Below are 20,975 nucleotides of genomic sequence, written 5' to 3'. Positions count from 1 at the left end.
GCTATCAGCCTCGCACGGCCGCGGCACGTCGTCGCGCGGCCCGGCGCTTGCGGCCCGCGGCGGTACGGACCTCCGGGGCGCGGAGCCTCTCGGCATTCCCGTGCGTGGCCAGTTCCGTCGCGAGGGCGAGGGGCAGGGCCAGGTCGGCCGGGCCGGTGGGGGTGTGCGTGGGGTGGTGCATGGCTGTCTCCTCAGGAGGTGTTGCCGGCCCGCAGGGTGTCGAGGTCGGTCTTGACTGTGTTCACCGGGATCGCGAAGCCGAGGCCGACGCTGCCCGCCGCGGAACTGCTGGATCGGCCGGACGAACTCGCCGAGTACATCGCGGAGTTGATGCCGATGACCTCGCCGTCCATGTTGATGAGCGCGCCACCGGAGTTGCCGGGGTTGAGGGAGGCGTCGGTCTGGATGGCCTTGTACGTGGTGGTGGAGTCGCCGGTGTCGCCGTTGAACTGCTGACCGCCGAACTCGAACGGCCACTGCTCGCCGCCGCCCTGCCAGCTCTGTCCCTGGCCGTTGCTGTCGTCCTTGGCGACCGTGACATCCCGGTCGACGGCGGAGACGATGCCGCTGGTGACGGTGCCGGTCAGGCCCTCGGGTGAGCCGATCGCGACGACCTCGTCGCCGACCGAGACCTTCGAGGAGTCGCCCAGCGTGGCCGTTTTCAGCCCGCTCGCACCCTGGAGCTTGATGAGTGCGAGGTCCTTGTCGGGGTCGGTGCCGACGACCTCCGCGCTGTACGTCTTGCCCGTGCTGAGCGTCACCTCGATCGACGAGGCGCCGGAGATGACGTGGTTGTTGGTGATGACCTCGCCGTCGGACGTGATGACCACGCCGGAGCCGGTGGACTTACCTGCGGGCGAGGTCGCGTTGACCTCGACGATCATCGGTGAGACGGCCTCGGCGACGCCGGCGACGCTGCCCTTGCTGCTCTGCGAGACGGGGCTGCCGGGTATGACACCGCTGCCCGTGTTGTTCGCGGCGATCTGATTGATGACGGTGGCGGTGCCGCCGCCGACTGCCGCCGCAGCGATCGCCACGGCCACCAGGAGGGCCACCGGCCGCCGGGCCCGGCGGGGCTCGGCCGACTCGGGTGCGGACTGCGGGAAGCCGGAGCCGTAGCTGCCGTCCCCGCCACCCTGGCCGGGCCACATGGTGGTTCCGGGGCCCGTCGAGATCGGCTGGGTGGGCTCGTAGGACGGCGGCGGGTAGGACGCGTCGCCGTTGCCGTACGAGGGGTACTTCGGGTACTCGCCGCTCGGGCGCTGGCTCTCTGTCATGTCTATGAGCGTGTTCCGCGAAGATGAGAGAAACCTGAGCGCCCGCTGAGAAGCCCGACAGAACCCCGTATGTCCGATATAAAGGCTGGCGTGCCGGGGGTATGGGGTAACGGCCTGGTGCACGATAGGGAGCCCGCTCGCTATCGTGCACCAGGCCGTAGGGCCGACAGGCCCCTATCGCGCCCCGAGCACAGGCTTCCCGCAGCCGCACGACCGCCGCACCACCAGCGCAGACGGGAACTGCTTCAGCCGCTCCCGCCGCGACCCCGACACCCGCAACGAGTCGTCGAGCACCAGGTCCACGGCCGCCCGTGCCATGGCCGGGCGGTCCGAGAAGACCGTCGTCAGCGGCGGATCGGTCAGACCGGCTTCCTTCACGTCGTCGAAACCCGCCACCGCGAGATCCCCGGGTACATCGATCCGCAGCTCGCGCGCGGCCCGCAGCACCCCGATGGCCTGGTCGTCCGTCGAGCAGAAGATCGCCGGCGGCCTGTCCGGTCCCGCGAGCAGCTTCAGCGACACCTGATAGGCGTCGTAGCGGTTGAACGGGGCCTGGAAGAGCCGGCCCTCCGTCGAGCGCCCCGACTCGTGCATCGCACGGCGCCAGCCCTCGACGTGGTCGGCGACCGGGTCGCCGACCGACGGGGTCGACTCCATGCCGCCGAGGCACGCCACGTACTCGTTGCCGTGTTCCAGCAGATGCCGGGTGGCGAGCTGGGCGCCGCCGATGTCGTCCGTGACGACCGCGACGTCGTCGATCGCCTCGGGCCGCTCGTGCAGCAGCACGACCCGCGCGTCCCACGCCTCGATCTCGGCAGCGGCCCGCTCGCTGGGGCCCTGGCTGACCAGGATCAGCCCGGAGACCCGCATGCCGAGGAAGGCCCGCAGATAGTGGACCTCGCGCTCGTCGCGGTAGTCGGAGTTGCCGACGAGCACCATCTTTCCGCGCTCGGCGGCAGCCTGTTCGACCGCGTGCGCCATCTCCGCGAAGAACGGCTGCCGGGCGTCCGGCACGATCATCCCTATGAGGTCGGTCCGTCGCGACGCCATCGCCTGGGCAACCCGGTCCGGCCGGTAGCCCAGCTCCTTGATCGCGGCGAGTACCCGCTCGCGCGTGGCCGGGGCGACCGGCCTGGGTCCGTTGTTGATGACATAGCTGACGACCGCGGTCGACGTACCCGCCAGTCTCGCCACATCGTCCCGCGTCACCTTGGCCACGCGCGGCAGTCTACGCGGATGGACCAGGCGGGTGACAGGTGGATCAGGCCGGATCAGGGAGCGGGGTCCGGCCCTATCCGCCTGTCACCCGCTACCGGTTGGCAGGCCGGACCGAGGCTCTTTCCGCGACCTCGACCACCGCCGACCGCTCCGGACGGAGCACGGGTTCGGCGGCCGGCTCCGCCGCGGCCTGCGCCTTGGCCTCCTCGGCGGCTCGCTCCACTTTCTCCGGTGCGACGAAGCGGTAGCCGACGTTGCGGACCGTACCGATCAGTGACTCGTGTTCGGGTCCGAGCTTGGCGCGCAGCCGCCGCACATGGACGTCGACCGTCCGCGTACCGCCGAAGTAGTCGTAGCCCCAGACCTCCTGGAGCAACTGGGCGCGGGTGAAGACCCGGCCCGGGTGCTGCGCCAGGTATTTGAGCAATTCGAATTCCTTGAAGGTCAGGTCCAGGACCTGGCCCTTCAGCTTCGCGCTGTACGTCGCCTCGTCGACCGACAGATCGCCGTTGCGGATCTCCGTCGGGGAGTTGTCGGAGCTGATCTGCTGCCGGCCGGTGGCCAGCCGCAGCCGGGCCTCGACCTCGGCCGGCCCCGCTGTGTCCAGCAGTACGTCGTCGATGCCCCAGTCGGCGGTGACGGCCGCGAGACCGCCCTCCGTCACGACGAGGATCAGTGGACAGCCCGGTCCGGTGGACCGCAGCAGCTGGCACAGCGACCGCACCTGCGGCAGATCGCGACGGCCGTCGATCAGGATGACATCGGCACCGGGGGTGTCGACGAGAGCGGGGCCTTCGGCCGGCGCCACCCGCACGTTGTGCAGCAGGAGACCGAGGGCCGGAAGCACCTCCGTCGACGGTTGAAGGGCATTCGTCAGGAGCAGCAGTGAACTCATCTCCGCCCACCTGCCTGGGTCGTCGGTCGATGTCGGTGCACGGTTCGCTCGCCCATTACGTCGATCCTCCTCGTTCCCTGCGAGAGGGGCACTCCCGGGCTCGGGCCCGGGGGAGTATGCGGCACTTCTTCGTACGTTTCGTGCTGGCTTTCGCACTGGTTGCCGTACGACGTCTGTCATACGGGTTTTACGGGTGCGGGCCCGTGCCCTGGGTCCGCTGAGCTTGTGAAACGTCGTCGTAACAATGCTTGGAAAGCACAAAAGGACCCGGGGGCTGCTTTGCCCGGATCCTTCTCAGCAGAATAGCCCAGTTCAGCGTCCGAGGGGCGATTTCGGATTCCCTTTGTTCCCTTGATCACGCCGGGGCGTCTGCGCGGCACATTGCGGACCGATGACGGTCCGTATCGAGGCGGTGTACGAACCGTGCACGGCAGATGCCCGCCGCATCGGCGACTGGGCGGTGGCGGGGTGATTCATTATGGACAGCTGACGCGAGACGAGAGGAGCGCCACCATGCCTGCGGGAACGATCCGCTACTGGGCCGCCGCCAAGGCCGCCGCTGGGACCGCGGAGGAGCCGTACACAGCCGCGACCCTCGCCGAGGCGCTCGACGCGGTGCGTGAGCGGCACAGCGGTGAGCTCACCCGAGTGCTGCAAAGGTGCTCGTTCCTCATCGACGGCGCCCCCGTGGGGACCCGCAGTCATGAGACCGTACGCCTTGCTGAGGGCGGCACGGTCGAGGTGCTCCCGCCGTTCGCAGGAGGGTGAACCGCAGACATGAGCAGTAACGATCAGCAGCAGCCGTACGGACAGGACCCGGGCTACGGGTACGGGCCGGGGCACGACCCGCTGGACAGCCAGGAGCCGCAGCCCGCGCAGCCTTACGGACAGCGGCAGCCCTCGCAGCCGTACGGGGGGCAGGTGTACGGCGAGCAGTCCCATGGCCCGCAGTCGTACGGGGACCGGTCCCACGGTCAGCAGTCGTACGGGGGCGAGCCCTATGGCGCGCAGGCGTACGGCGCGCAGTCGTACGGTCAGCAGGCCCAGCACGGAGCCCAGTACCAGGCCCAGCACGGAGCCCAGTACCAGGCACACGGCCCGTACGGCCCGAATCAGGCGCCGCAGGCGAACCCTGGGCCCGCGTGGCCGGACGCCCACATGCAGGAGCCCGTCTCACCTGCCGCCCACGGCCCGCAGGATCCCGGTGTCACGCAGACCTGGGAGGGCCAGACCTGGGACACCCAGTACCAGCCGCCCATCCAGCCCATCCAGCCCGCGCAGCAGCCTGCCCAGCCCGCCCAGCCTGCGCAGCCGCCCATCCAGCCCGCCCAGCAGCCCGTTCCGGCCGCCGCCGAGACCAGTTGTCCGCCGCCTCATCCGCAGCCGCAGGGCGCCTCCCGCTCCTACCCGCTGCCTCCCGAGGTCCCGGTCGCGCCCGTCGCCGCCGAGCCGGCCCGGGCGGCCGCCCCGGCCGCCGCACCGTCCGCGCACGACGCCGCCGGATACAGCGCGCCCACCACCCTGGGCAACACTCGCATCACCGACGCCCAGCGCGCCCGCGCCGAGGGCCGCTCGCCGATCATCGCGCCGGGTATCCAGCCCGCCGGGATCACCGCGGGACTAGGGCTGCTGCTCGCCCTCGGCGCCGCGATCGGGCCGTACGCCCTGGTCGTGCCCTTGGTGCTGCTCCAGGCCGTGACCGCGGCCGGCTGGTTCCGGCTCAACGGCATGTGGCCGGCCCGGCAGGGCATCGTGCTCGCGTTCGCCGGTGGCTTCGTCGCCGACATCGCGCTGCTCGCCGCGGGTCGCGAGAACGGACCGGCCGCCATCCTCGGCACCCTCGGCATCTGGGTGCTGCTCACCGTGGTCCTCCAGTTGCGCAGCCACGCGAGCGCCGACGAGCGGATGCAAGGGCTGATGGCCACCGTCGCGTCGGCCGCCCTCGCCGTCCTGGCCGCCGGACATCTCGCGGCGGTCCCGGACGCGGTGACGGTGGGCGGGGTGGCCGTCGCGGCCGCCGTCCTCGTCCGCGCGCTGCCGCTGCCCGGAGCCGCGTCGGTAGTGGTGGCGCTGCTCGCCGCCGCGGGCGCCGGTGCGGTGGCGGGGGCGTTCACCGACTTCGGTACGAAGGGCGCGCTGCTCGGCCTTGCCGCGGGCGGTTGCGCACTGATCGGGCTGCGGGTGGCGAGCTACGACTACCCGTCACGGTTCGTCCACATGACGGCTGGTGTGGCACTGCCGCTCACTGCCGCGGCGCCCGCCGTCTATCTGATCGGCGGCGCGATCTCGTAGCGTGGACCGGTGCCACCCCCGGGAACCGAAGGGGGGCGCCCGCACGTCGATCACCCCGGGCGCTGTGGATCCGTAGTGGACCGCATGGGCGCCGGGGGTCCGGCCGGATTGATGCAGGGTGGGGGAGGAACGGGCATGCGTGCACTGCGAATACTGCTGGTCATAGTGGTGGTTCTGGGCGGGATCTTCGTCGCCGTCGACCGGGCGGCGGTGTACTTCGCCGAGTCGGAGGTCGAGGGGCGGGTCCAGGTCACCGGCGCCACGACCGGCTCGACGGACGTTTCCATCAAGGGATTTCCGTTCCTGACTCAGGTCGCCGGAAAGCAGCTCGACAAGGTCGACGTCAAGATCAATGGCATCGAGGCCGACGCCGACGGCCAAAGGGTCCGGATCAGCCGAATGAACGCCGCGCTGCACGAGGTGAAGCTCGCCGACGGCTACTCCAGCGCCACCGCCACCCGGGCCACCGGCACCGCCGTCATCTCGTACGAGGACCTGACCCAGGCCGCCAGCGACGGCGCCGTCGTCGAGTACGGCGGCAACGGCAAGGTGAAGGTGACCGGCACGGTCGACGTCCTCGGCAAACCGCTCTCGCGCAGTGTGCTCTCCACCGTCTCCCTGGTCGACGGCCACACGATCAAGCTGCACGCGGACGAGGTGCCGGGCGAGGACATCCCCGGGATTGAGGGTCTGGTGCGCGGGAAGACCGACTTCGAGCGGGAGATCGGCGGCCTGCCCAGCGGTCTGAAGCTGCAGAAGATCCAGGCGACCGCCGACGGCCTGGTCATCTCGGTGACGGGTACGGACGTACAGCTCGCCGGATAACGGCCTTCCCCCTACTTGCCTTTGCCGGTCGGTCCGAGTCCTGCCGAGACCATGCAGGGGCGCCAATGCCCCTGCGCACCACATATTGAGACGGCTGCATCCGATCTGCGGATAGTCAACGGGTGTCGACGGCGAGAGGGCGACGCGCGGGACGCCGTACCGCTACTCCTGTCCCATATTACGGACGACTGCGTCTCGCAATACGACACAGCGGTGACATGCCCGTCCGTACCTCCCTACGATCGGTCCCATGCAGTGCTGTAATGGCGGTCTCCCGCAGCGGGGACGGGCGGATCTCACGAAGCGGCGGGCAGTGGACCTGTGCCGCGTCGCCGCCATGCTCTGTCGCACTGTCTGAGCGGGAGCCTTCGGCACCCCGCATTCCCCCCGGCCCTTCGACCGATGTCAGGGCCTGTCCCCATGGCCTGTGCAGGTGTGCCGCACACTGCGCCGCCGTACATCCGCATCACGCACCGTCTCGCACCATCTCGCCGCAAACTGCCCCGGAGGAGAACAGAATGAGCCGCAGTGACGTCCTGGTAGACGCCGACTGGGTCGAGGCCCGCATCGACGACCCGAAGATCGCTCTCGTCGAGGTCGACGAGGACACCTCGGCGTACGAGAAGAACCACATCAAGAACGCGATCCGGATCGACTGGACCAAGGACTTCCAGGACCCGGTCCGCCGCGACGTCATCGACCAGGCCGCCTTCGAGAAGCTGCTGTCCGAGAAGGGCATCGGCAACGACACCACCGTCGTTCTCTACGGCGGCAACAACAACTGGTTCGCGTCCTACGCGTTCTGGTACTTCAAGCTCTACGGTCACCAGGACGTCCGCCTGCTCGACGGCGGCCGCAAGAAGTGGGAGCTCGACTCCCGCGACCTGGTCGACGGCGACCAGGTCCCGTCCCGCCCGGCCACCGAGTACAAGGCCCAGCCGCAGGACGAGTCGATCCGCGCCTACCGCGACGACGTCGTGAAGGCGATCGGCGGCCAGAACCTGATCGACGTGCGTTCGCCCGACGAGTTCAGCGGCAAGCTGCTCGCACCGGCGCACCTCCCGCAGGAGCAGTCCCAGCGCCCCGGCCACGTGCCGACCGCCCGCAACATCCCGTGGTCGAAGAACGCCAACGACGACGGCACCTTCAAGTCGGACGACGAGCTCAAGGCCCTCTACGAGGACGAGCAGGTCGACCTGGCGAAGGACACCATCGCGTACTGCCGTATCGGCGAGCGTTCCGCGCTCACCTGGTTCGTGCTGCATGAGCTGCTCGGCCAGGAGAACGTCAAGAACTACGACGGTTCGTGGACCGAGTACGGCTCCCTCGTGGGTGTGCCGATCGAGCTCGGCGCCAACAAGTAACTCCGCACGACCCGGACCAGCACGACCCTCGACCCAGAAGGACAGAACACCATGTGTGGAGCAAAGGCCGGCGGCCCCGACGCCTCGACCATCAAGCCCGGTGAGACCACTATCCAGGGCAGCGTGACCCGCGACGGCGAGCCCGTCGCCGGTTACGTGCGCCTGCTGGACTCGACCGGCGAATTCACCGCGGAGGTCCCGACCTCGGCGACCGGACAGTTCCGCTTCTACGCGGCCGAGGGCACGTGGACGCTGCGCGCCCTCGTCCCGGGCGGCAGCGCCGACCGCACGGTCGTGGCGCAGACCGGTGGCATCTTTGAGGTCGCGATCGCCGTCTAGCCTTTACGGCCTGATCCACTCTCTATCGTGCACCAGGCCGTTACCGCCCGAAGGGCCGTACCCCGGGGGTTTGGACGCCTTCGGTACGGCCCTTCGCGCCGTTCACGTGGGCGGGAACGGGCCTACGCTTGATATATGTACGCGCGGCGCCGTCGCGGCTATTTCCTGATGATGGGCGGCTGCATCGTCCTCTTCGTATCCGCCTGGGCCTTTGTCAGGCTGTGGTCGATGCCCGCCGCGATAGCGATGGTTCTCGTGGCCATGGTCATCCCGCCGATCGCAGCCATGATCGCCAACCGGCGGGGCCCGGAGGACCGCTGGTGGGACGATCCGTCCGGCGACCCACAGTCCGACGAGTGGTGGGACGAGCTCGACGGCAAGAAGCGGCGTTGACATCCTCGCCGCCCTGAGGGACGGCGATTCCCGTCTACCGTGCCGTTGAAGGCTGTGGTGTCGGGTGGGTTCCCGCTTCGCTGCGCGGTGCCGGGACGAGTCCCGGTCTTACCAGCGCTCCACGGGCTGACACGGCCAGTCCGGCCGCCCTGGCGACGTTGGCCGCCGCGTTGATGTCCCGGTCCAGGACGGCCCCGCACGCCGCGCACGTCCAGGTGCGGACGTGCAGGGGCTTGGGGCCGTCCTTCATGCCGCACTGCGAGCACACCTGGCTGGTGGGCTCGAACCGGCCGATCCGGATGAAGATCCGCCCGTACCGGGCGGCCTTGTATTCCAGCATGCTCACGAACGCCGACCATCCGGCGTCGTGGACGGACTTGGCCAGGCGCGTGCGGGCGAGCCCCTTCACCGCCAGGTCCTCCACGGCGACCGCTTGGTTCTCGCGGATCAGCCTCGGTACGGCGACCCGTCAGTAGACGAGCGCCTGGACGCCGTCGGCCATGATCTCGCTGACGAAGATCTGGGCGCCCGCGATCCGTACGCCCTCCAGGACATCCTGCTCGGTGATGTCGCGACGGGCCGCGCACTGCGTGCAGAGGGTGATCTGCCCGCCTGCCTGGATCGACTCGATCAGATCCGGCAGTGGCGCGGCATGCGGCAGTTCGAACTCCGCGGCGCGCCCCGGCAGAGCAAACCATGAGGATTCACCGGTCAGCCAGAGCGAGACCTCCACGCCGCTGGCGACGGCGACCGCGGCCACCGTGAACGCCTGCGAGCAGCGCTCGGCTGAGTCGGCACCGGCAGTCACCTTGATCACGAGCTTCTTCGGCATATGCCGAACTGTAATCGTCGGGTGGGCAACCTCATGGCCTTGACGGAAGTCAGGTGTGTGCGCGGATAACGGAATCCGCGCCTCAGGTCTCGTGGGGGCCCCCTTTTGGAACCGAAAGACACCATTCCTGACCGGCAGGCCGAGCCGTTCGTCGGGGAAGCGGCGCTGACCGGCGCCGCAGAGCCATCCGTGCCGGTGGCCGCGCCAACGCCCGAGTCCGCGCCCGTACTTGAGCAGGAACCGGTGCCGGCGCTTGAGGCCGGACCCGAGCCCCAGCCCGAGCCCCAGCCCCAGCCCGTGCCCGAGCCGGCGCCCGTGGCTGAGCCCGAAACCGCACTGGTCGCCGCGCCCGCCTCGACGCGCCCGCGCGGGCGTACGGCGCTGCTGATCGCCGCTGCCGCGGTGCTCGGCATCGCAGGCGGCACCGCCGTGGGCTACGACATTCAGGCCGGACGCGCCCCGACCCCGCTGCCCGCCTTGTCGCAGCCCGATCTGGCGTACCCGGCGAAGGCACTGCCCGCGGGCAAGGCCGCCGACCCGCTGCCCGCTTCCCAGGACCGTCGAGTCAGGACGGACGGCGACCTGCGCAAGCTGCTCGCCGACAGGCCCGCGGGCTGGAGCGACGACGAGGAGTCGGCGCTGAGCTTCGGCGACGGCTGGCTGGCCGTGGACGAGTACGCCCGCTCCTTCGAGGAGGAGGGCCCCATGTACGAGTACTTCCTGGAGTACGACATACGCCGGATCGCGGGCGCTGCCTGGAAGCGCGGGCAGTACCGCACCGCCGAGACATATCTCGTGCAGTTCGGCTCGGGAACCGTCCAGGGGGCCCAGGACTTCGCCGAGGGTCAGCTTTCGTACATGTCCGGAACCGAGATCGGTGCGGGCAACGACGGCGATGCGATCAAGGGCAGCGGCAACGGCCGCTACTACCTCTACGAGGTCGAACAGAAGCCGGGCTATCTGCCGTCCTACCACGCCAGGGCCACCGTGTACCGCGGCGACATCGCGGCCGACATCCACATCTACGACACCGTACCGATCAGCAAGAAGGACATCCGGACGCTGGCCGAGCGACAGCTGGAGCGCCTGTGAACGACGTGACCACGACGCAGACCACACCGGACGAGAACGCCGACGCGTCCGGGGCCGTCACCCCGCTCCCCCCGGCCCCCTCCGGCCCGGCGCGCCAGGTGATCCTCACGGCGCTCCCCGTCCTGCTGGTGGCCGCCGCGGTCGCGGGCGCGGCCGCGTACACCAAGAACACGGTGGACGATGCCGACCGCACCGCCAGGACCGGTCTGTGGGAGGAGCCCGCGCACAAGCCGGGCAAGGACCCGGCCGGTGACGTGGCCCGGGGCAGGGCCTCCACCGAGCTCAGCAAGCTGCTGCTACCGGTCCCGAGCGGCTACCGGCTCGGCCCCGACAACGGGGAGCTGGGCAACGACGGCGAGCAGAGCGGCAAGAAGGCGACCGCCGCCATGAAAGAGATCGCCCATGGCCTCGCGGGCAAGGAGCGCCGGGCCTACGAGAAGCGGATCGACAAGCTCCGCATCGAGGGCATCGCCGTCCGCTCCTATGTCGACAGCGGCAACAGCCTGGTGATCAACACCGAGATCGTGCGGATGAAGGACAAGAAGGCCGTCCGGGGCCTCTACACCTTCAGGACGGGCCTCGGGGAGTCCCTCGGCATCTTCCGCGAGGCGCCGAAGATCGAGGGGCACACGAGGAACGCCAAGTGCTACGTCCTGCGTAAGAGCAGTAAGGACGCCATCGAGTCGATGAACTGCCTGGCGTACGACGGCGAGCTGAGCATCAGCGTCTCGGCGTCCGGCACCAAGCCGTTCGACCGGACGGCCGTCGCCGAACTCCTGAAGGACCAGCTCAACCACATCACGTCTCCGGGGGAGTACGTATGACCGAGCAGACGACGGAAACACCCGACGCACCCGGCGCGCGGCCCACCGACACCGCGCCGCTCACCGAAACCGCGCCCGCGACCGCACCGGAGGCGCCGCTCACCGAAACCGTGCCCGCGACCGCGCCGGAGGCACCGCCCACCGACACCGCGCCCGCCGAAGCGGCCCCCGCACCGCTGATACCCGCGCCTCCGCTGCCCCTGTCCCCGCCCTTGCCGCTGCCGCCCAAGCCGCCGCGGCGTGTCCTGCGGGCCGTCGCCCGGTGGACGGCGGCCGTGCTGGTGTGCGGGGGCCTCGGTGCCGGTGCGGCCGCCGGCATCACCTCGATGGAGCGCACCGACGTGCCCGGTCTGGCCACCGAGAGCGACGGCCGCTGGGACTATCCCGAGCTCAGCCTGCCCGTGCTCCCGGCCGGCTCGCCCCGCCCGTACAGCGACGGCAATGTCGGCGAGGTCCACCACGCCGACCTGCGGCGCCTGCTGCTGCCCGCCCCGGCCGGAGCGACCGTGGACAAGAAGCTCGACGGCGGCTGGGTGAGCACGGAGCAGTACCTCTCCGAGTATGCGAAGGGCGAGCGCTCCGACATCACGCTGATACTGAAGGACTCCGCTCCGCGGCACGTCGCAGCCCGCGGCTGGACCATGCCGGACGGCACGTCGACCCGGATCTATCTCGTCCAGTTCAACTCGACGGCCTTCGCCCAGTACTTCATGGACTCGATCAACGACAGTGGATCCGGGGTGCCGCTCGTCGGTGCGCCCGAGGCGGTTCTCGACGAACGCTGGAGCGGCGGCGGCAAGGTGGAGGGCACCTCGTCGTACGCGTACGAGGAGGCGAAGCCGTACGGCGCGGCGCAGGTCCGCCACGGGTACCTGGTCGCCGGCGACACGCTCGCTCTCGTCGTCCAGTCCCGCGAGGGCAGGGAGGGCACCAAGAGCGTTCCGTTCCACCAGACGCTGATCGTGCAGAACCAGATGCTGGGCTGACCTGCCCCTCGGCGGTCCCCCGGGCAAACCCCGAACCGGCGGGCCGGGCCCCAACCCATTAGGCTGGGGCCCGGCCCCGTACTGCTGCCATACCGCTCGTTCCAAGGAGTTCCCGTGCTTGAGGCATTCTTCTCCGCCCTGCTGGTCCTGGTCTGCGTCGGCGTTCTCGCCTTCGCCGGCGTGACCGTGAAGAAGCTTTACCAGGGTCAGCGCTGACCCGCGCTGCCCTCGCCTCCGTTCGCGCGGGTACCCCCGTCACGAACGTGACACTCGTGCCCGATGTGTCACGTTCGCAGTCACCCGCTCCCACCTCACAGATCGTCTGAGCCGCTCATGATCGAGATCCCGTCCGACCTCCACCCGGACCTCGTCCCTCTGGCCTTCCTCCTCGGCAACTGGGCGGGCGCGGGTGTCTCCGACTTCCCCGGTGCCGAACAGTGCAACTTCGGCCAGGAAGTCTCCTTCAGCCACGACGGCCGGGACTTCCTGGAGTACGTCTCGCACACCTGGGTGCTCGACTCCGAGGGCAAGAAGGTCAAGCCGCTGGAGTCCGAGTCCGGCTACTGGCGCATCGACAAGGACCGCAAGGTCGAGGTCGTCATGGTCCGCGACCAGGGCGTCGTCGAGATCTGGTACGGCGAGCTGGCCGACCAGAAGCCGCAGATCGACCTGGCCACCGACGCGGTGGCCCGGACCGCGGCCTCCGGCCCGTACAGCGGTGGCAAGCGTCTCTACGGTTATGTGAAGAGCGACCTGATGTGGGTCGGTGAGAAAGCCACCCCCGAGGTGGAGCTTCGCCCGTACATGTCGGCGCATCTGAAGAAGGTCGTCACCCCGGAAGAGGTCGAGGCGATGGCGAAGAGCCTCGGCGACCTGCCGGACGACGGCATCGCCTTCTTCAAGTAGTCCGGTCCGTCCACGGTTTCCTCGGATACAAAGCTGCGGACCGGTTCTTGCCCGGTCCTACACTGGGCCTGTGGTGAGCACCGACTGGAAGACCGATCTCCGGCAGCGCGGCTATCGGCTGACGCCGCAGCGGCAGCTTGTCCTGGAAGCCGTCGACACGCTGGAGCACGCGACGCCCGACGACATCCTCTCCGAGGTGCGCAAGACCGCGTCCGGCGTGAACATCTCCACCGTCTACCGGACGCTGGAGCTCCTGGAGGAGCTGGGGCTGGTCAGCCACGCCCATCTGGGGCACGGGGCACCCACGTACCATCTGGCCGACCGCCACCACCACATCCATCTGGTCTGCCGCGACTGTACGACCGTGATCGAGGCCGATGTCGATGTCGTCACCGAGTTCACCGCGAAGCTGCGGGGCAGCTTCGGTTTCGAGACGGACATGAAGCACTTCGCGATCTTCGGCCGCTGCGCCGACTGCACGGCGAAGGCGGCGTCCAAGGGTGCGGCCCGGACAGCCGATGCGGCCGATCCCCAGCCGTAAATCGCGTCGTACGCTGGTCACATGAAGAGTCCCTTGCTGTCTCTGCCCGGCGCCGTCCCCGCCGAAGGCCGCGACGAAGGCGTCGCCGCGCACTACGGTGACCTGTTCCGCGAGCAGCGCGCCCTCGCCGACGGCTCCGGCCTCGTCGACCTCTCGCACCGCGCCGTCGTCACCGTCACCGGCAGCGACCGGCTGGCCTGGCTGCATCTCCTGCTCACCCAGCATGTCAGCGACCTCGCTCCGGGACAGGCCACCGAAGCCCTGATCCTCACCGCGCACGGGCACATCGAGCACGCCCTCTATCTCGTCGATGACGGCGAGACCGTGTGGATGCATGCCGAACCGGGCACGCAGGGCGAGCTCATCGCCTATCTGGAGTCCATGAAGTTCTTCTACCGGGTCGAAGTCGCCGACCGTACCGAGGACTTCGCCGTGGTGTACCTGCCGGCCGGCTCCATCGCGGAGGTCCCGGACGGTGTGACGGTACGGGAGACGGCGTACGGCCGGGATCTGTTCCTGCCCCGCGCCGACCTGGAGAAGTTCGCGGCCGGGCACGGCCCCGTGGCCGGCATCCTGGCGTACGAGGCGCTGCGCGTCGAGGCGCACCGCCCCCGCCTCGGCTTCGAGACCGACCACCGCACCATTCCGCACGAGCTGGGCTGGATCGGCACCGCCGTCCACCTCCAGAAGGGCTGCTACCGCGGTCAGGAGACCGTGGCCCGGGTGCAGAACCTCGGCAAGCCGCCGCGGCGGCTGGTCTTCCTGCACCTCGACGGCAGCGAGGTCGTCCTGCCCGGACACGGCACACCGGTACGGCTCGCCGCGGACGGCGCCGAGAGCCGTCAGCTGGGCTTCATCACCACGTCCGCCCGCCACCACGAGCTGGGGCCGATCGCACTGGCCCTGGTCAAGCGGAACGTCGCGGTGGACGCCGAGCTGCTCGCGGGGGACACGGCCGCCGCCCAGGAGACGGTCGTGGAGCCGTAGCCGCTCGCCGGCACAGGGGGGCGGGGCGCGGCAGACGCGCGGGGTCAGTGCCGCGACGCCGACCCGGCCTCAGACCTCGATGATGACGGTGAACGGGCCGTGGTTCGTGAGCGAGACCCGCATCTGGGCCCCGAACCGGCCCGTCTCCACCTGCGCCCCCAGCGCCCGCAGCTGTGCCACCACCTCGTCGACCAGCGGTTCGGCGATCTCGCCGGGCGCCGCGGCGTTCCAGGTGGGCCTGCGCCCCTTCCGGGCGTCCCCGTAGAGGGTGAACTGCGAAATCACCAGAAGTGGTGCATTCACATCGGAGCAGGACTTCTCGCCCTCCAGAATGCGGACTGACCAAAGCTTGCGGGCGAGCTGAGCAGCCTTCTCCGCGGTGTCCCCGTGGGTGACTCCCACCAGCACACACAGCCCCTCGCCGACGATTTCGCCGACTACCTCCGGCCCGCCCGACGCGCCCGCGCCATCGGCCACCGTGACGCTCGCACCATCCACCCTCTGTACCACTGCACGCATACAGACCAACCTATCTTGGGCTGAACGGGTACAGAGCATCCACACATCCCCAAGGGAGTGGCACGATGCTCGGCAGGCGGTGTGCCGACGCACCGGTCGAGGGGATGGACACAAGCATGAGTACCTATGGAACCGGGCAGTCCGCCGGCGCCGTGCCGGGCGGGTGCACCAGTACCAGCATCATGCGCCCACCCGTGCAGCGAACCGGCCACGGCCTTGTGGACGGTCCGTCCGCGGGACCGCAGCCCGGGCTGGGCGGCCTGCGGCTGCCGGAGCTGCGCACCCTGCGCCGCGAGTCGCAGCGCGACGAGGCCGACCTCAGCTATGTGCGACGGCTGGTCCAGGGGCGGATCGACATCCTCCGGGCCGAGCTGGCCCGAAGGACGGATCCGGAGACACCGGTGGTGGACCGGCTCTCGGAGATCCTCGCCGACACCCCGTCCCAGCACCGCTCCTCCGCCAGGCACGTCACGCTCACCACACCACGCAGCGACGAGTACCGCCGGCTGGCGGCCGAGACGCTGGCCGAGGTCGAACTCTCCGACCTCGACGCCCGTACCGACGAAGAACTGCACACCGCGATGGGGCGCCTGGTCCGCTATGAACAGCAGGTCTCCCTGCGCCGTCACCAGCTGCAACGGACCACCGACGATTGCAGTGCGGAGATCGCCCGCAGGTACCGTGACGGCGAAGCACAAGTAGACGACCTGCTCGCCTGAAGCGATCCTTCCGGGGGCGGGTCCGCCCGTCCCCGGAAGGCCACCATGACCTCCAGCGCCGCCCCCGCTGCTCCCTCCGCCATATCCCCCGCCCACCCGGTCCTGGCCGAGGTCGTACGCTCCGGCTTCGTGGAGGGCCGGCACCGGGGCTCGCTGGTCGTCCTGGCCGCCGACGGCAGCGTGGAGCGGGTTCTGGGCGACCCGGCGGCGCCGGTCTTCCCGCGCTCGTCCAACAAGCCGATGCAGGCCGCTGCGGTGCTGCGGGCCGGGCTCGATCTGTCCGGGGAACGGCTGGCACTGGCCGCCGCGAGCCACTCGGGGGAGGGCTTCCACCTCGAACTCGTGCGCACCATGCTTGCCGAGCACGGGCTGACGCCCGGCGATCTGCAGACCCCGCCCGACCTGCCGCTGGACCCGGTGGAGGCGGAGGCATATCTCGCCGCGGGCCATGTCCGGGAGCGGATCACGATGAACTGCTCCGGCAAGCACGCGGCGATGCTCGCGGTGTGCGCGGTGAACGGCTGGGACCGGGCGTCCTACCTTGCCCCTTCGCACCCGCTCCAGCAGCTCGTCCACCAAGTGGTCGAGGACGCGGCGGGCGAGCCGGTCACGGCGGTCGGTACGGACGGGTGCGGGGCGCCGCTGATGGCGGTCAGCCTGGTGGGTCTGGCTCGAGCCTTCCGTTCGTTCGTGCTGGCGGAGCCGGGGTCGGCGGAGCGCCGGGTCGGGGACGCGATGCGGGCACACCCCGAGTACGTGGCCGGAACGCGCCGCCCCGACACCTGGCTGATGCAGGAAGTGCCGGGAACGCTGTCCAAGATGGGCGCTGAGGCAGTGCAGGCGGTGGCGCTGGCGGACGGCCGGGCACTGGCCTTCAAGATCGACGACGGTGCGACGCGGGCACTCGGCCCGGTGCTGGCACAGTCGCTGCGCCTGCTCGGCATCGACGCCCCGGTGGTCTCCCGGATCGGACGGGCGCCTCTGCTGGGCGGCGGCGGTGAAGTCGGCGAGATCCGGGCAGCGTTCTGACCGGATTCAGACCGCAAACCGGATTCAGACCGCAAAGGGGATGCGACGCCGGCCGGGGCCGAAAAACCGCGCGACATTCCTCAAGCGCGTGCCTAGCGTGAGGTCCATGCGCCTCGATGTCCGTGCGATCAACGAGTCCGATTACCCCGACTGGCTGCGGGCCGTGCACACCGGTTTTCTGCGCCCGCCGGTGGTGACGGAACAGGAGGTCGCCAGCCGGCGACCACACACCGACCTGGCCCGTACACAGGGCGCGTTCGACGGCGGGCGGTGCGTGGCCACGTACCGTTCGTTCGCACAGGAGCTCACGGTCGTCGGCGGTGCCACGGTGCCGGCTGACGCGATCTCCAACGTCACTGTGTCGCCCACGCACCGCCGCCGCGGACTGCTGAGCCGGATGATGGCCACGGACCTGGCGGCGGCGAAGGAGCGCGGCGATGTGGTCGCCACGCTGATCGCCTCCGAGTACCCGATCTACGGCCGGTACGGCTTCGGCCCGGCGGCGTGGACCACCGAATGGGAGATCGACGTACCGAGGTCGGGTCTTGACCCGCGGTGGTCGGGCCCCGGTGCGGAGGACGGCGGCCGGATCGACCTGGTGTCCGGCGCGGACGTACGCAAGCTGGGCCCGGCCCTCCATGACCGGCTGCGCGCCCGGCAGCACGGGGCGATCGACCGCGCCGCGCGCTGGTGGGACATGACCACCGGCGAGAACCGGCCCGGCATCGACACCTGGACGGAACCCTTCTACGCGGTCTACTGCAACGCGGACGGTGAGGCCGACGGCCTGGTCGTCTACCGCGCCGACGGCCACTGGGGCGACGCCAAGCAGCCGCTGAACCGGGCCACGGTGGTCGATCACATCGCTGTCACCCCCGCCGCGGAACGCGCGCTGTGGCACTTCGTCTGCTCGATCGACTGGATCACCACGGTCCGCACCGGCTACCGCGCCCCCGACGACCTGCTGCCCCTCCTCCTTCCGGACCCGCGCGCGGCCCGCGTCGTGACCCAGGCGGACTGGCTGTGGGTGCGCGTCCTGGACGTCGTACGCGCCCTGGAGGCCCGCACCTACGCGGTACCCGGCGCACTGACCCTGGACATCCACGACACCACAGGCCTGACCCCCGGCCGCTACCACCTCGACGCCTCCCCGTCCGGCGCGACCTGCACCCCCACCACGGCCACCCCTGATCTCGCCCTGGACGTAAGGGAGTTGGGGACGCTCTACCTGGGCGACGAGTCCCCGGCCCGACTGGCAGCCCTGGGCCGCATCGAGGAACTCACGCCGGGTGCGGTGGCACTGGCGGAGAGGATGTTCCGGGCGGCGCGGCGGGCTTGGTGCCCGGACGTGTTCTGAGAGTTGCTCACGCCAACATCCTTACGTGGACGCCGTGGTGGCGGTGGCGACGGGCTCGTCCGGCGCCCGTGCGGCCACTCTCGGACGTCAAGTCCGGTTGAGGTCAGGGCGTACGCTTCGTGGTCATGAGCGGAGAGAAACCCGGGCCCGGGACGGCGGTGCACGCATCTGCGGGGGCCGCCGCAGCCCCGGCAGACGCTGGAGCCCCTGGAGCCCCTGGAGCCCCTGGAGCCCCTGCGGCCCCTGCGCCGATGAGCCTGCGAGAGCGGAAGAAGCGGCTGACGTACCAGGCGGTCTCCGATGCCGCGATCGCGATGTTCCTGGAGCGGGGCTTCGACAAGGTCTCGGTGGCGGAGGTGGCGGCCGCCGCGGACATCTCCAAGCCGACGCTGTTCCGGTACTTCCCGACCAAGGAGGACCTGGTCCTGCACCGGTTCGCGGACCACGAGGACGAAGCGGCCCGCGTCGTCGCCGGCCGCGCGGAGACCGAGTCCCCCCTGGCCGCCCTGCGCCGCCACTTCCTGGACGGCCTGGAGCGACGCGACCCGGTGACCGGGCTCTGCGATGCTCCGGAGGTGCTGGCGTTCCTGCGGCTGCTGTACGGGACGCCGTCCCTGGTGGCCCGCATGTACGCCTACCAGGGCCGTTCGGAGGCGGCGCTCGCCCGTGCGCTGGGCGACCGGATGCGGGACAGGCTGGCCGCGGGCCAGATCATCGCCGTACAGCGCATCCTGGCCCTGGAGAACTGGCGGCGGATCGACGCGGGGGAGAGCGCGGACCAGGCGTACGGCAGTGCGGTCGAGAACGCCGAACTCGCTTTCGCGCAGTTGCGGGCGGGGCTCGGGGAGGAGTAACGCACGACAGCGGCGTCCGGGCCGCGCGGACGGGCGGCGGCCCTCGGCGCACCCGGCGGTGGCGCTCAGGCACGGACGTTTCCGCTCAATGAAGCGGCAGTCCCGTGTCCCGCGGCAGACAGGGACCACGCCGGGGCCGTCTGCACCGGCCGACAGCAGTCTCTCCGCCAGCGCGCGACGGCGCCTCCCGAGCTCCGGAGGGTCGAGTACCTCGAAGTCGTGCCCCAGCAGACGTACGTGCATGAGCACGGCGTCGATCAGCGCTATTGCGACGGCCGATTGAGTCCGAGCTGTGCGCCGTGATCTCTGTGGAAGACGGTGCCCGCCAGGGTGCCGCGGGTTACCGCGGGGTCCTGGCGGGCACCGTCGACATGCCCGGTGCGCATGTGGTCGGCGATCGACCAGCCGACCACCCGGCGGCTGAACTCGGCCCCGCTCGCAGCTGATCACCGCGGTCGCCATGTCGTCGGCCACCTGGGCTTCATCATCCTCGATGAAGCCCTCGTCAGCGTCCTGTCGCCGATGATTCCCGCTGGTCTTCCAGCCCCTTATTGCTCTGAGGGCGCCGGGTGAGCACGAGAGGGCCGGTCTCGGTGATGGCGACCGTGTGCTCGGAATGAGCGGTGCGCGAGCCGTCGGCCGAGCGGATCGTCCAGCCGTCCGGGTCAAAGATGATCTTGTTGGTGCCGGCGGCGAACCACGGCTCGATCGCGATCGTCAGGCCGGGGCGCAGCTTCCAACCGCGGCCAGGGCGACCATCGTTGGGGATGTGGAGGTCCTCGTGCATCGTGCGGCCGATGCCGTGACCGCCGAACTCCAGGTTGACCGGGTAGCCGTACTCGGCGGCGACCGCGCCGATGGCCGCCGAGATGTCCCCGAGCCTGTTGCCCGGCTGGGCGACCTTGATCGCGGCTTCCAGGGCGACCTCGGTGGCCTCGATCAGCCGCAGGTCCTCCTCGGCCGGGGTGCCGACGATGACGGAGTGGGCCGAGTCCGCGGCCCAGCCATCGATGCTCACCGCCATATCCATGGTCAGCAGGTCCCCGTCGCGCAGCTTGTAGCTGTGCGGCAATCCGTGCAGCACGGCATCATTGACCGAGAGGCACACCACGTTGCGGAACGGGCCCTTGCCGAACGAGGGCGCGTAGTCCCAGTAGCAGGACTCCGCACCGCGCTCCTTGATCCGGCGGCGAGCGTGATGCTCCAGGTCCAGCAGGTTGACCCCTACTGCGGCGAGGTCACCGAGCTCGGCCAGCACCTGGCCGACGAACTTTCCAGTGACATGCATACGCTCGATGTCTTTGGGTGATTTGTGCTCGATCACTGCGATCCTCGATTCCCCAGGGCACTGACAGGTATATTAATACCAGAGGGTGGAGTGGTTGCCGCCGGATACCTGCGGCCGTAGCATGTGCGCATGGTTCGCCATCCGCTCGCCCCCGAACAGATCGAGGCGGGCCGACGCCTCGGGGCCGCGTTGCGCTCCGCCCGGGCCGGACGCAGCCCCGTCGAAGTGGCCTTGGCGGCAGAGATCTCGCCGGAGACCCTCCGCAAGATCGAGACCGGTCGGCTGCCGACGCCCGCGTTCGGCACCATCGTCCGGCTCAGCGAGGTACTTGGCGTACCACTGTCCGAGCTCGCCATCGTCTGGCGCGCCGACCCTGCCCTGAGCAAGGCCTCCTAGCAACACCCAGGCCCGAGGATGTCCGCCAGACGCCGATGTTCG

At 70.0% G+C, this 20,975-nt stretch carries 26 protein-coding genes and 1 pseudogene; 19 read left to right on the top strand and 8 right to left on the bottom strand.

Annotated elements, in window-relative coordinates:
• Window positions 1-4: 4 nt before the first annotated feature.
• The 4 genes from ABT115_RS05770 to ABT115_RS05755 all read right to left on the bottom strand — a co-directional run bounded on the left by ABT115_RS05770 (window position 5) and on the right by ABT115_RS05755 (window position 3,390).
• The gene (locus tag ABT115_RS05770) at window positions 5-181 is read right to left on the bottom strand and encodes a hypothetical protein (RefSeq protein ID WP_351784417.1); all 177 of its coding nucleotides are present in this window, start codon (window positions 179-181) and stop codon (window positions 5-7) included.
• 10 nt (window positions 182-191) lie between these two features.
• A complete protein-coding gene (locus ABT115_RS05765) occupies window positions 192-1,277 on the bottom strand; it encodes a S1C family serine protease (protein ID WP_351784415.1) in 1,086 nt (361 codons plus the stop codon).
• Between the two features lie 174 nt (window positions 1,278-1,451).
• Entirely contained in the window at window positions 1,452-2,495 is a 1,044-nt protein-coding gene (locus tag ABT115_RS05760) for a LacI family DNA-binding transcriptional regulator (RefSeq protein WP_351784413.1), read from the bottom strand.
• Between the two features lie 91 nt (window positions 2,496-2,586).
• A complete protein-coding gene (locus tag ABT115_RS05755) occupies window positions 2,587-3,390 on the bottom strand; it encodes a response regulator transcription factor (protein ID WP_351784411.1) in 804 nt (267 codons plus the stop codon).
• A gap of 513 nt (window positions 3,391-3,903) precedes the next feature.
• Between ABT115_RS05755 and ABT115_RS05750 the strand changes: the two genes are divergently transcribed.
• From ABT115_RS05750 to ABT115_RS05720, 7 genes are all read left to right on the top strand, one after another.
• Window positions 3,904-4,158, top strand: a complete 255-nt coding sequence (locus ABT115_RS05750; protein WP_351784409.1) for a MoaD/ThiS family protein — start codon at window positions 3,904-3,906, stop codon at window positions 4,156-4,158.
• Between the two features lie 9 nt (window positions 4,159-4,167).
• Window positions 4,168-5,682, top strand: a complete 1,515-nt coding sequence (locus ABT115_RS05745) for a hypothetical protein (protein WP_351784407.1) — start codon at window positions 4,168-4,170, stop codon at window positions 5,680-5,682.
• Window positions 5,683-5,817: 135 nt separating this feature from the next.
• A complete protein-coding gene (locus ABT115_RS05740) occupies window positions 5,818-6,507 on the top strand; it encodes an LmeA family phospholipid-binding protein (protein WP_351784405.1) in 690 nt (229 codons plus the stop codon).
• A 250-nt stretch (window positions 6,508-6,757) separates the two neighbouring features.
• The gene (locus tag ABT115_RS05735; RefSeq protein ID WP_351784403.1) at window positions 6,758-6,865 is read left to right on the top strand and encodes a putative leader peptide; all 108 of its coding nucleotides are present in this window, start codon (window positions 6,758-6,760) and stop codon (window positions 6,863-6,865) included.
• Window positions 6,866-7,025: 160 nt separating this feature from the next.
• Window positions 7,026-7,871 (top strand): sulfurtransferase, encoded by an 846-nt coding sequence (locus ABT115_RS05730; RefSeq protein ID WP_351784401.1) that lies wholly within the window; start codon window positions 7,026-7,028, stop codon window positions 7,869-7,871.
• A gap of 51 nt (window positions 7,872-7,922) precedes the next feature.
• Window positions 7,923-8,210 (top strand): DUF1416 domain-containing protein, encoded by a 288-nt coding sequence (locus tag ABT115_RS05725; protein ID WP_351784399.1) that lies wholly within the window; start codon window positions 7,923-7,925, stop codon window positions 8,208-8,210.
• Window positions 8,211-8,345: 135 nt separating this feature from the next.
• On the top strand, window positions 8,346-8,603 hold the full coding sequence (locus ABT115_RS05720; protein ID WP_351784397.1) for a DUF3099 domain-containing protein: 258 nt from the start codon (window positions 8,346-8,348) through the stop codon (window positions 8,601-8,603).
• 34 nt (window positions 8,604-8,637) lie between these two features.
• Here ABT115_RS05720 and ABT115_RS05715 read toward each other — a convergent pair.
• Together ABT115_RS05715 and ABT115_RS05710 are read right to left on the bottom strand one after the other, a co-directional pair.
• Window positions 8,638-9,057: pseudogene (locus tag ABT115_RS05715) on the bottom strand (RNA-guided endonuclease InsQ/TnpB family protein); the annotation flags it as partial.
• Between the two features lie 15 nt (window positions 9,058-9,072).
• Window positions 9,073-9,435: a DsrE family protein gene (locus ABT115_RS05710; RefSeq protein WP_351784395.1), complete on the bottom strand. Its 363-nt coding sequence runs from the start codon at window positions 9,433-9,435 to the stop codon at window positions 9,073-9,075.
• Between the two features lie 105 nt (window positions 9,436-9,540).
• On the opposite strand from ABT115_RS05710, the gene ABT115_RS05705 reads away from it, so the two are divergent.
• The 6 genes from ABT115_RS05705 to ygfZ all read left to right on the top strand — a co-directional run bounded on the left by ABT115_RS05705 (window position 9,541) and on the right by ygfZ (window position 14,771).
• Window positions 9,541-10,527, top strand: a complete 987-nt coding sequence (locus tag ABT115_RS05705) for a hypothetical protein (protein WP_351784394.1) — start codon at window positions 9,541-9,543, stop codon at window positions 10,525-10,527.
• Window positions 10,524-11,351 (top strand): hypothetical protein, encoded by an 828-nt coding sequence (locus tag ABT115_RS05700; RefSeq protein WP_351784392.1) that lies wholly within the window; start codon window positions 10,524-10,526, stop codon window positions 11,349-11,351. The genes ABT115_RS05705 and ABT115_RS05700 overlap by 4 nt, the downstream gene beginning before the upstream one ends.
• Window positions 11,348-12,337, top strand: coding sequence for a hypothetical protein (locus ABT115_RS05695; protein WP_351784390.1), 990 nt, complete (start codon window positions 11,348-11,350; stop codon window positions 12,335-12,337). Before ABT115_RS05700 ends, ABT115_RS05695 begins: the two co-directional genes overlap by 4 nt.
• A 333-nt stretch (window positions 12,338-12,670) precedes the next feature.
• The gene (locus ABT115_RS05690) at window positions 12,671-13,243 is read left to right on the top strand and encodes a heme-binding beta-barrel domain-containing protein (protein WP_351784388.1); all 573 of its coding nucleotides are present in this window, start codon (window positions 12,671-12,673) and stop codon (window positions 13,241-13,243) included.
• Between the two features lie 70 nt (window positions 13,244-13,313).
• A complete protein-coding gene (locus tag ABT115_RS05685; RefSeq protein ID WP_351784387.1) occupies window positions 13,314-13,784 on the top strand; it encodes a Fur family transcriptional regulator in 471 nt (156 codons plus the stop codon).
• A gap of 21 nt (window positions 13,785-13,805) precedes the next feature.
• Window positions 13,806-14,771: a CAF17-like 4Fe-4S cluster assembly/insertion protein YgfZ gene (gene ygfZ, locus ABT115_RS05680; protein ID WP_351784385.1), complete on the top strand. Its 966-nt coding sequence runs from the start codon at window positions 13,806-13,808 to the stop codon at window positions 14,769-14,771.
• A gap of 69 nt (window positions 14,772-14,840) precedes the next feature.
• On the opposite strand, the gene dtd is transcribed toward ygfZ, so the two are convergent.
• Window positions 14,841-15,290 (bottom strand): D-aminoacyl-tRNA deacylase, encoded by a 450-nt coding sequence (dtd, locus tag ABT115_RS05675; RefSeq protein WP_351784383.1) that lies wholly within the window; start codon window positions 15,288-15,290, stop codon window positions 14,841-14,843.
• A 116-nt stretch (window positions 15,291-15,406) separates the two neighbouring features.
• Between dtd and ABT115_RS05670 the strand changes: the two genes are divergently transcribed.
• From ABT115_RS05670 to ABT115_RS05650, 5 genes are all read left to right on the top strand, one after another.
• Complete coding sequence (locus tag ABT115_RS05670; protein ID WP_351784381.1) at window positions 15,407-16,009, top strand: RsiG family protein; 603 nt, start codon at window positions 15,407-15,409, stop codon at window positions 16,007-16,009.
• A gap of 45 nt (window positions 16,010-16,054) precedes the next feature.
• Window positions 16,055-17,038 (top strand): asparaginase, encoded by a 984-nt coding sequence (locus ABT115_RS05665; protein ID WP_351784379.1) that lies wholly within the window; start codon window positions 16,055-16,057, stop codon window positions 17,036-17,038.
• 106 nt (window positions 17,039-17,144) lie between these two features.
• Window positions 17,145-18,395 carry a GNAT family N-acetyltransferase gene (locus ABT115_RS05660; RefSeq protein ID WP_351784377.1) on the top strand — a complete coding sequence of 417 codons (1,251 nt, stop codon included), beginning with the start codon at window positions 17,145-17,147 and terminating at the stop codon, window positions 18,393-18,395.
• A 251-nt stretch (window positions 18,396-18,646) separates the two neighbouring features.
• Window positions 18,647-19,249 carry a TetR/AcrR family transcriptional regulator gene (locus ABT115_RS05655; protein ID WP_351784375.1) on the top strand — a complete coding sequence of 201 codons (603 nt, stop codon included), beginning with the start codon at window positions 18,647-18,649 and terminating at the stop codon, window positions 19,247-19,249.
• Between the two features lie 299 nt (window positions 19,250-19,548).
• On the top strand, window positions 19,549-19,695 hold the full coding sequence (locus ABT115_RS05650) for a hypothetical protein (RefSeq protein ID WP_351784373.1): 147 nt from the start codon (window positions 19,549-19,551) through the stop codon (window positions 19,693-19,695).
• A 59-nt stretch (window positions 19,696-19,754) separates the two neighbouring features.
• Here the strand turns inward: ABT115_RS05650 and map are convergent, their stop codons facing one another.
• Window positions 19,755-20,573, bottom strand: coding sequence for a type I methionyl aminopeptidase (gene map, locus ABT115_RS05645; RefSeq protein WP_351784371.1), 819 nt, complete (start codon window positions 20,571-20,573; stop codon window positions 19,755-19,757).
• A 93-nt stretch (window positions 20,574-20,666) separates the two neighbouring features.
• Between map and ABT115_RS05640 the strand changes: the two genes are divergently transcribed.
• Complete coding sequence (locus ABT115_RS05640) at window positions 20,667-20,933, top strand: helix-turn-helix domain-containing protein (protein ID WP_351784369.1); 267 nt, start codon at window positions 20,667-20,669, stop codon at window positions 20,931-20,933.
• Window positions 20,934-20,975: the final 42 nt, after the last annotated feature.

The sequence above is a fragment of the Streptomyces sp. NPDC001832 genome, from assembly GCF_040297265.1.
In the GTDB taxonomy this organism is placed as follows: Bacteria; Actinomycetota; Actinomycetes; order Streptomycetales; family Streptomycetaceae; genus Streptomyces.
Note: the sequence above shows the minus strand (reverse complement) of the source record. Positions and strands in the feature narration are given on the sequence as shown.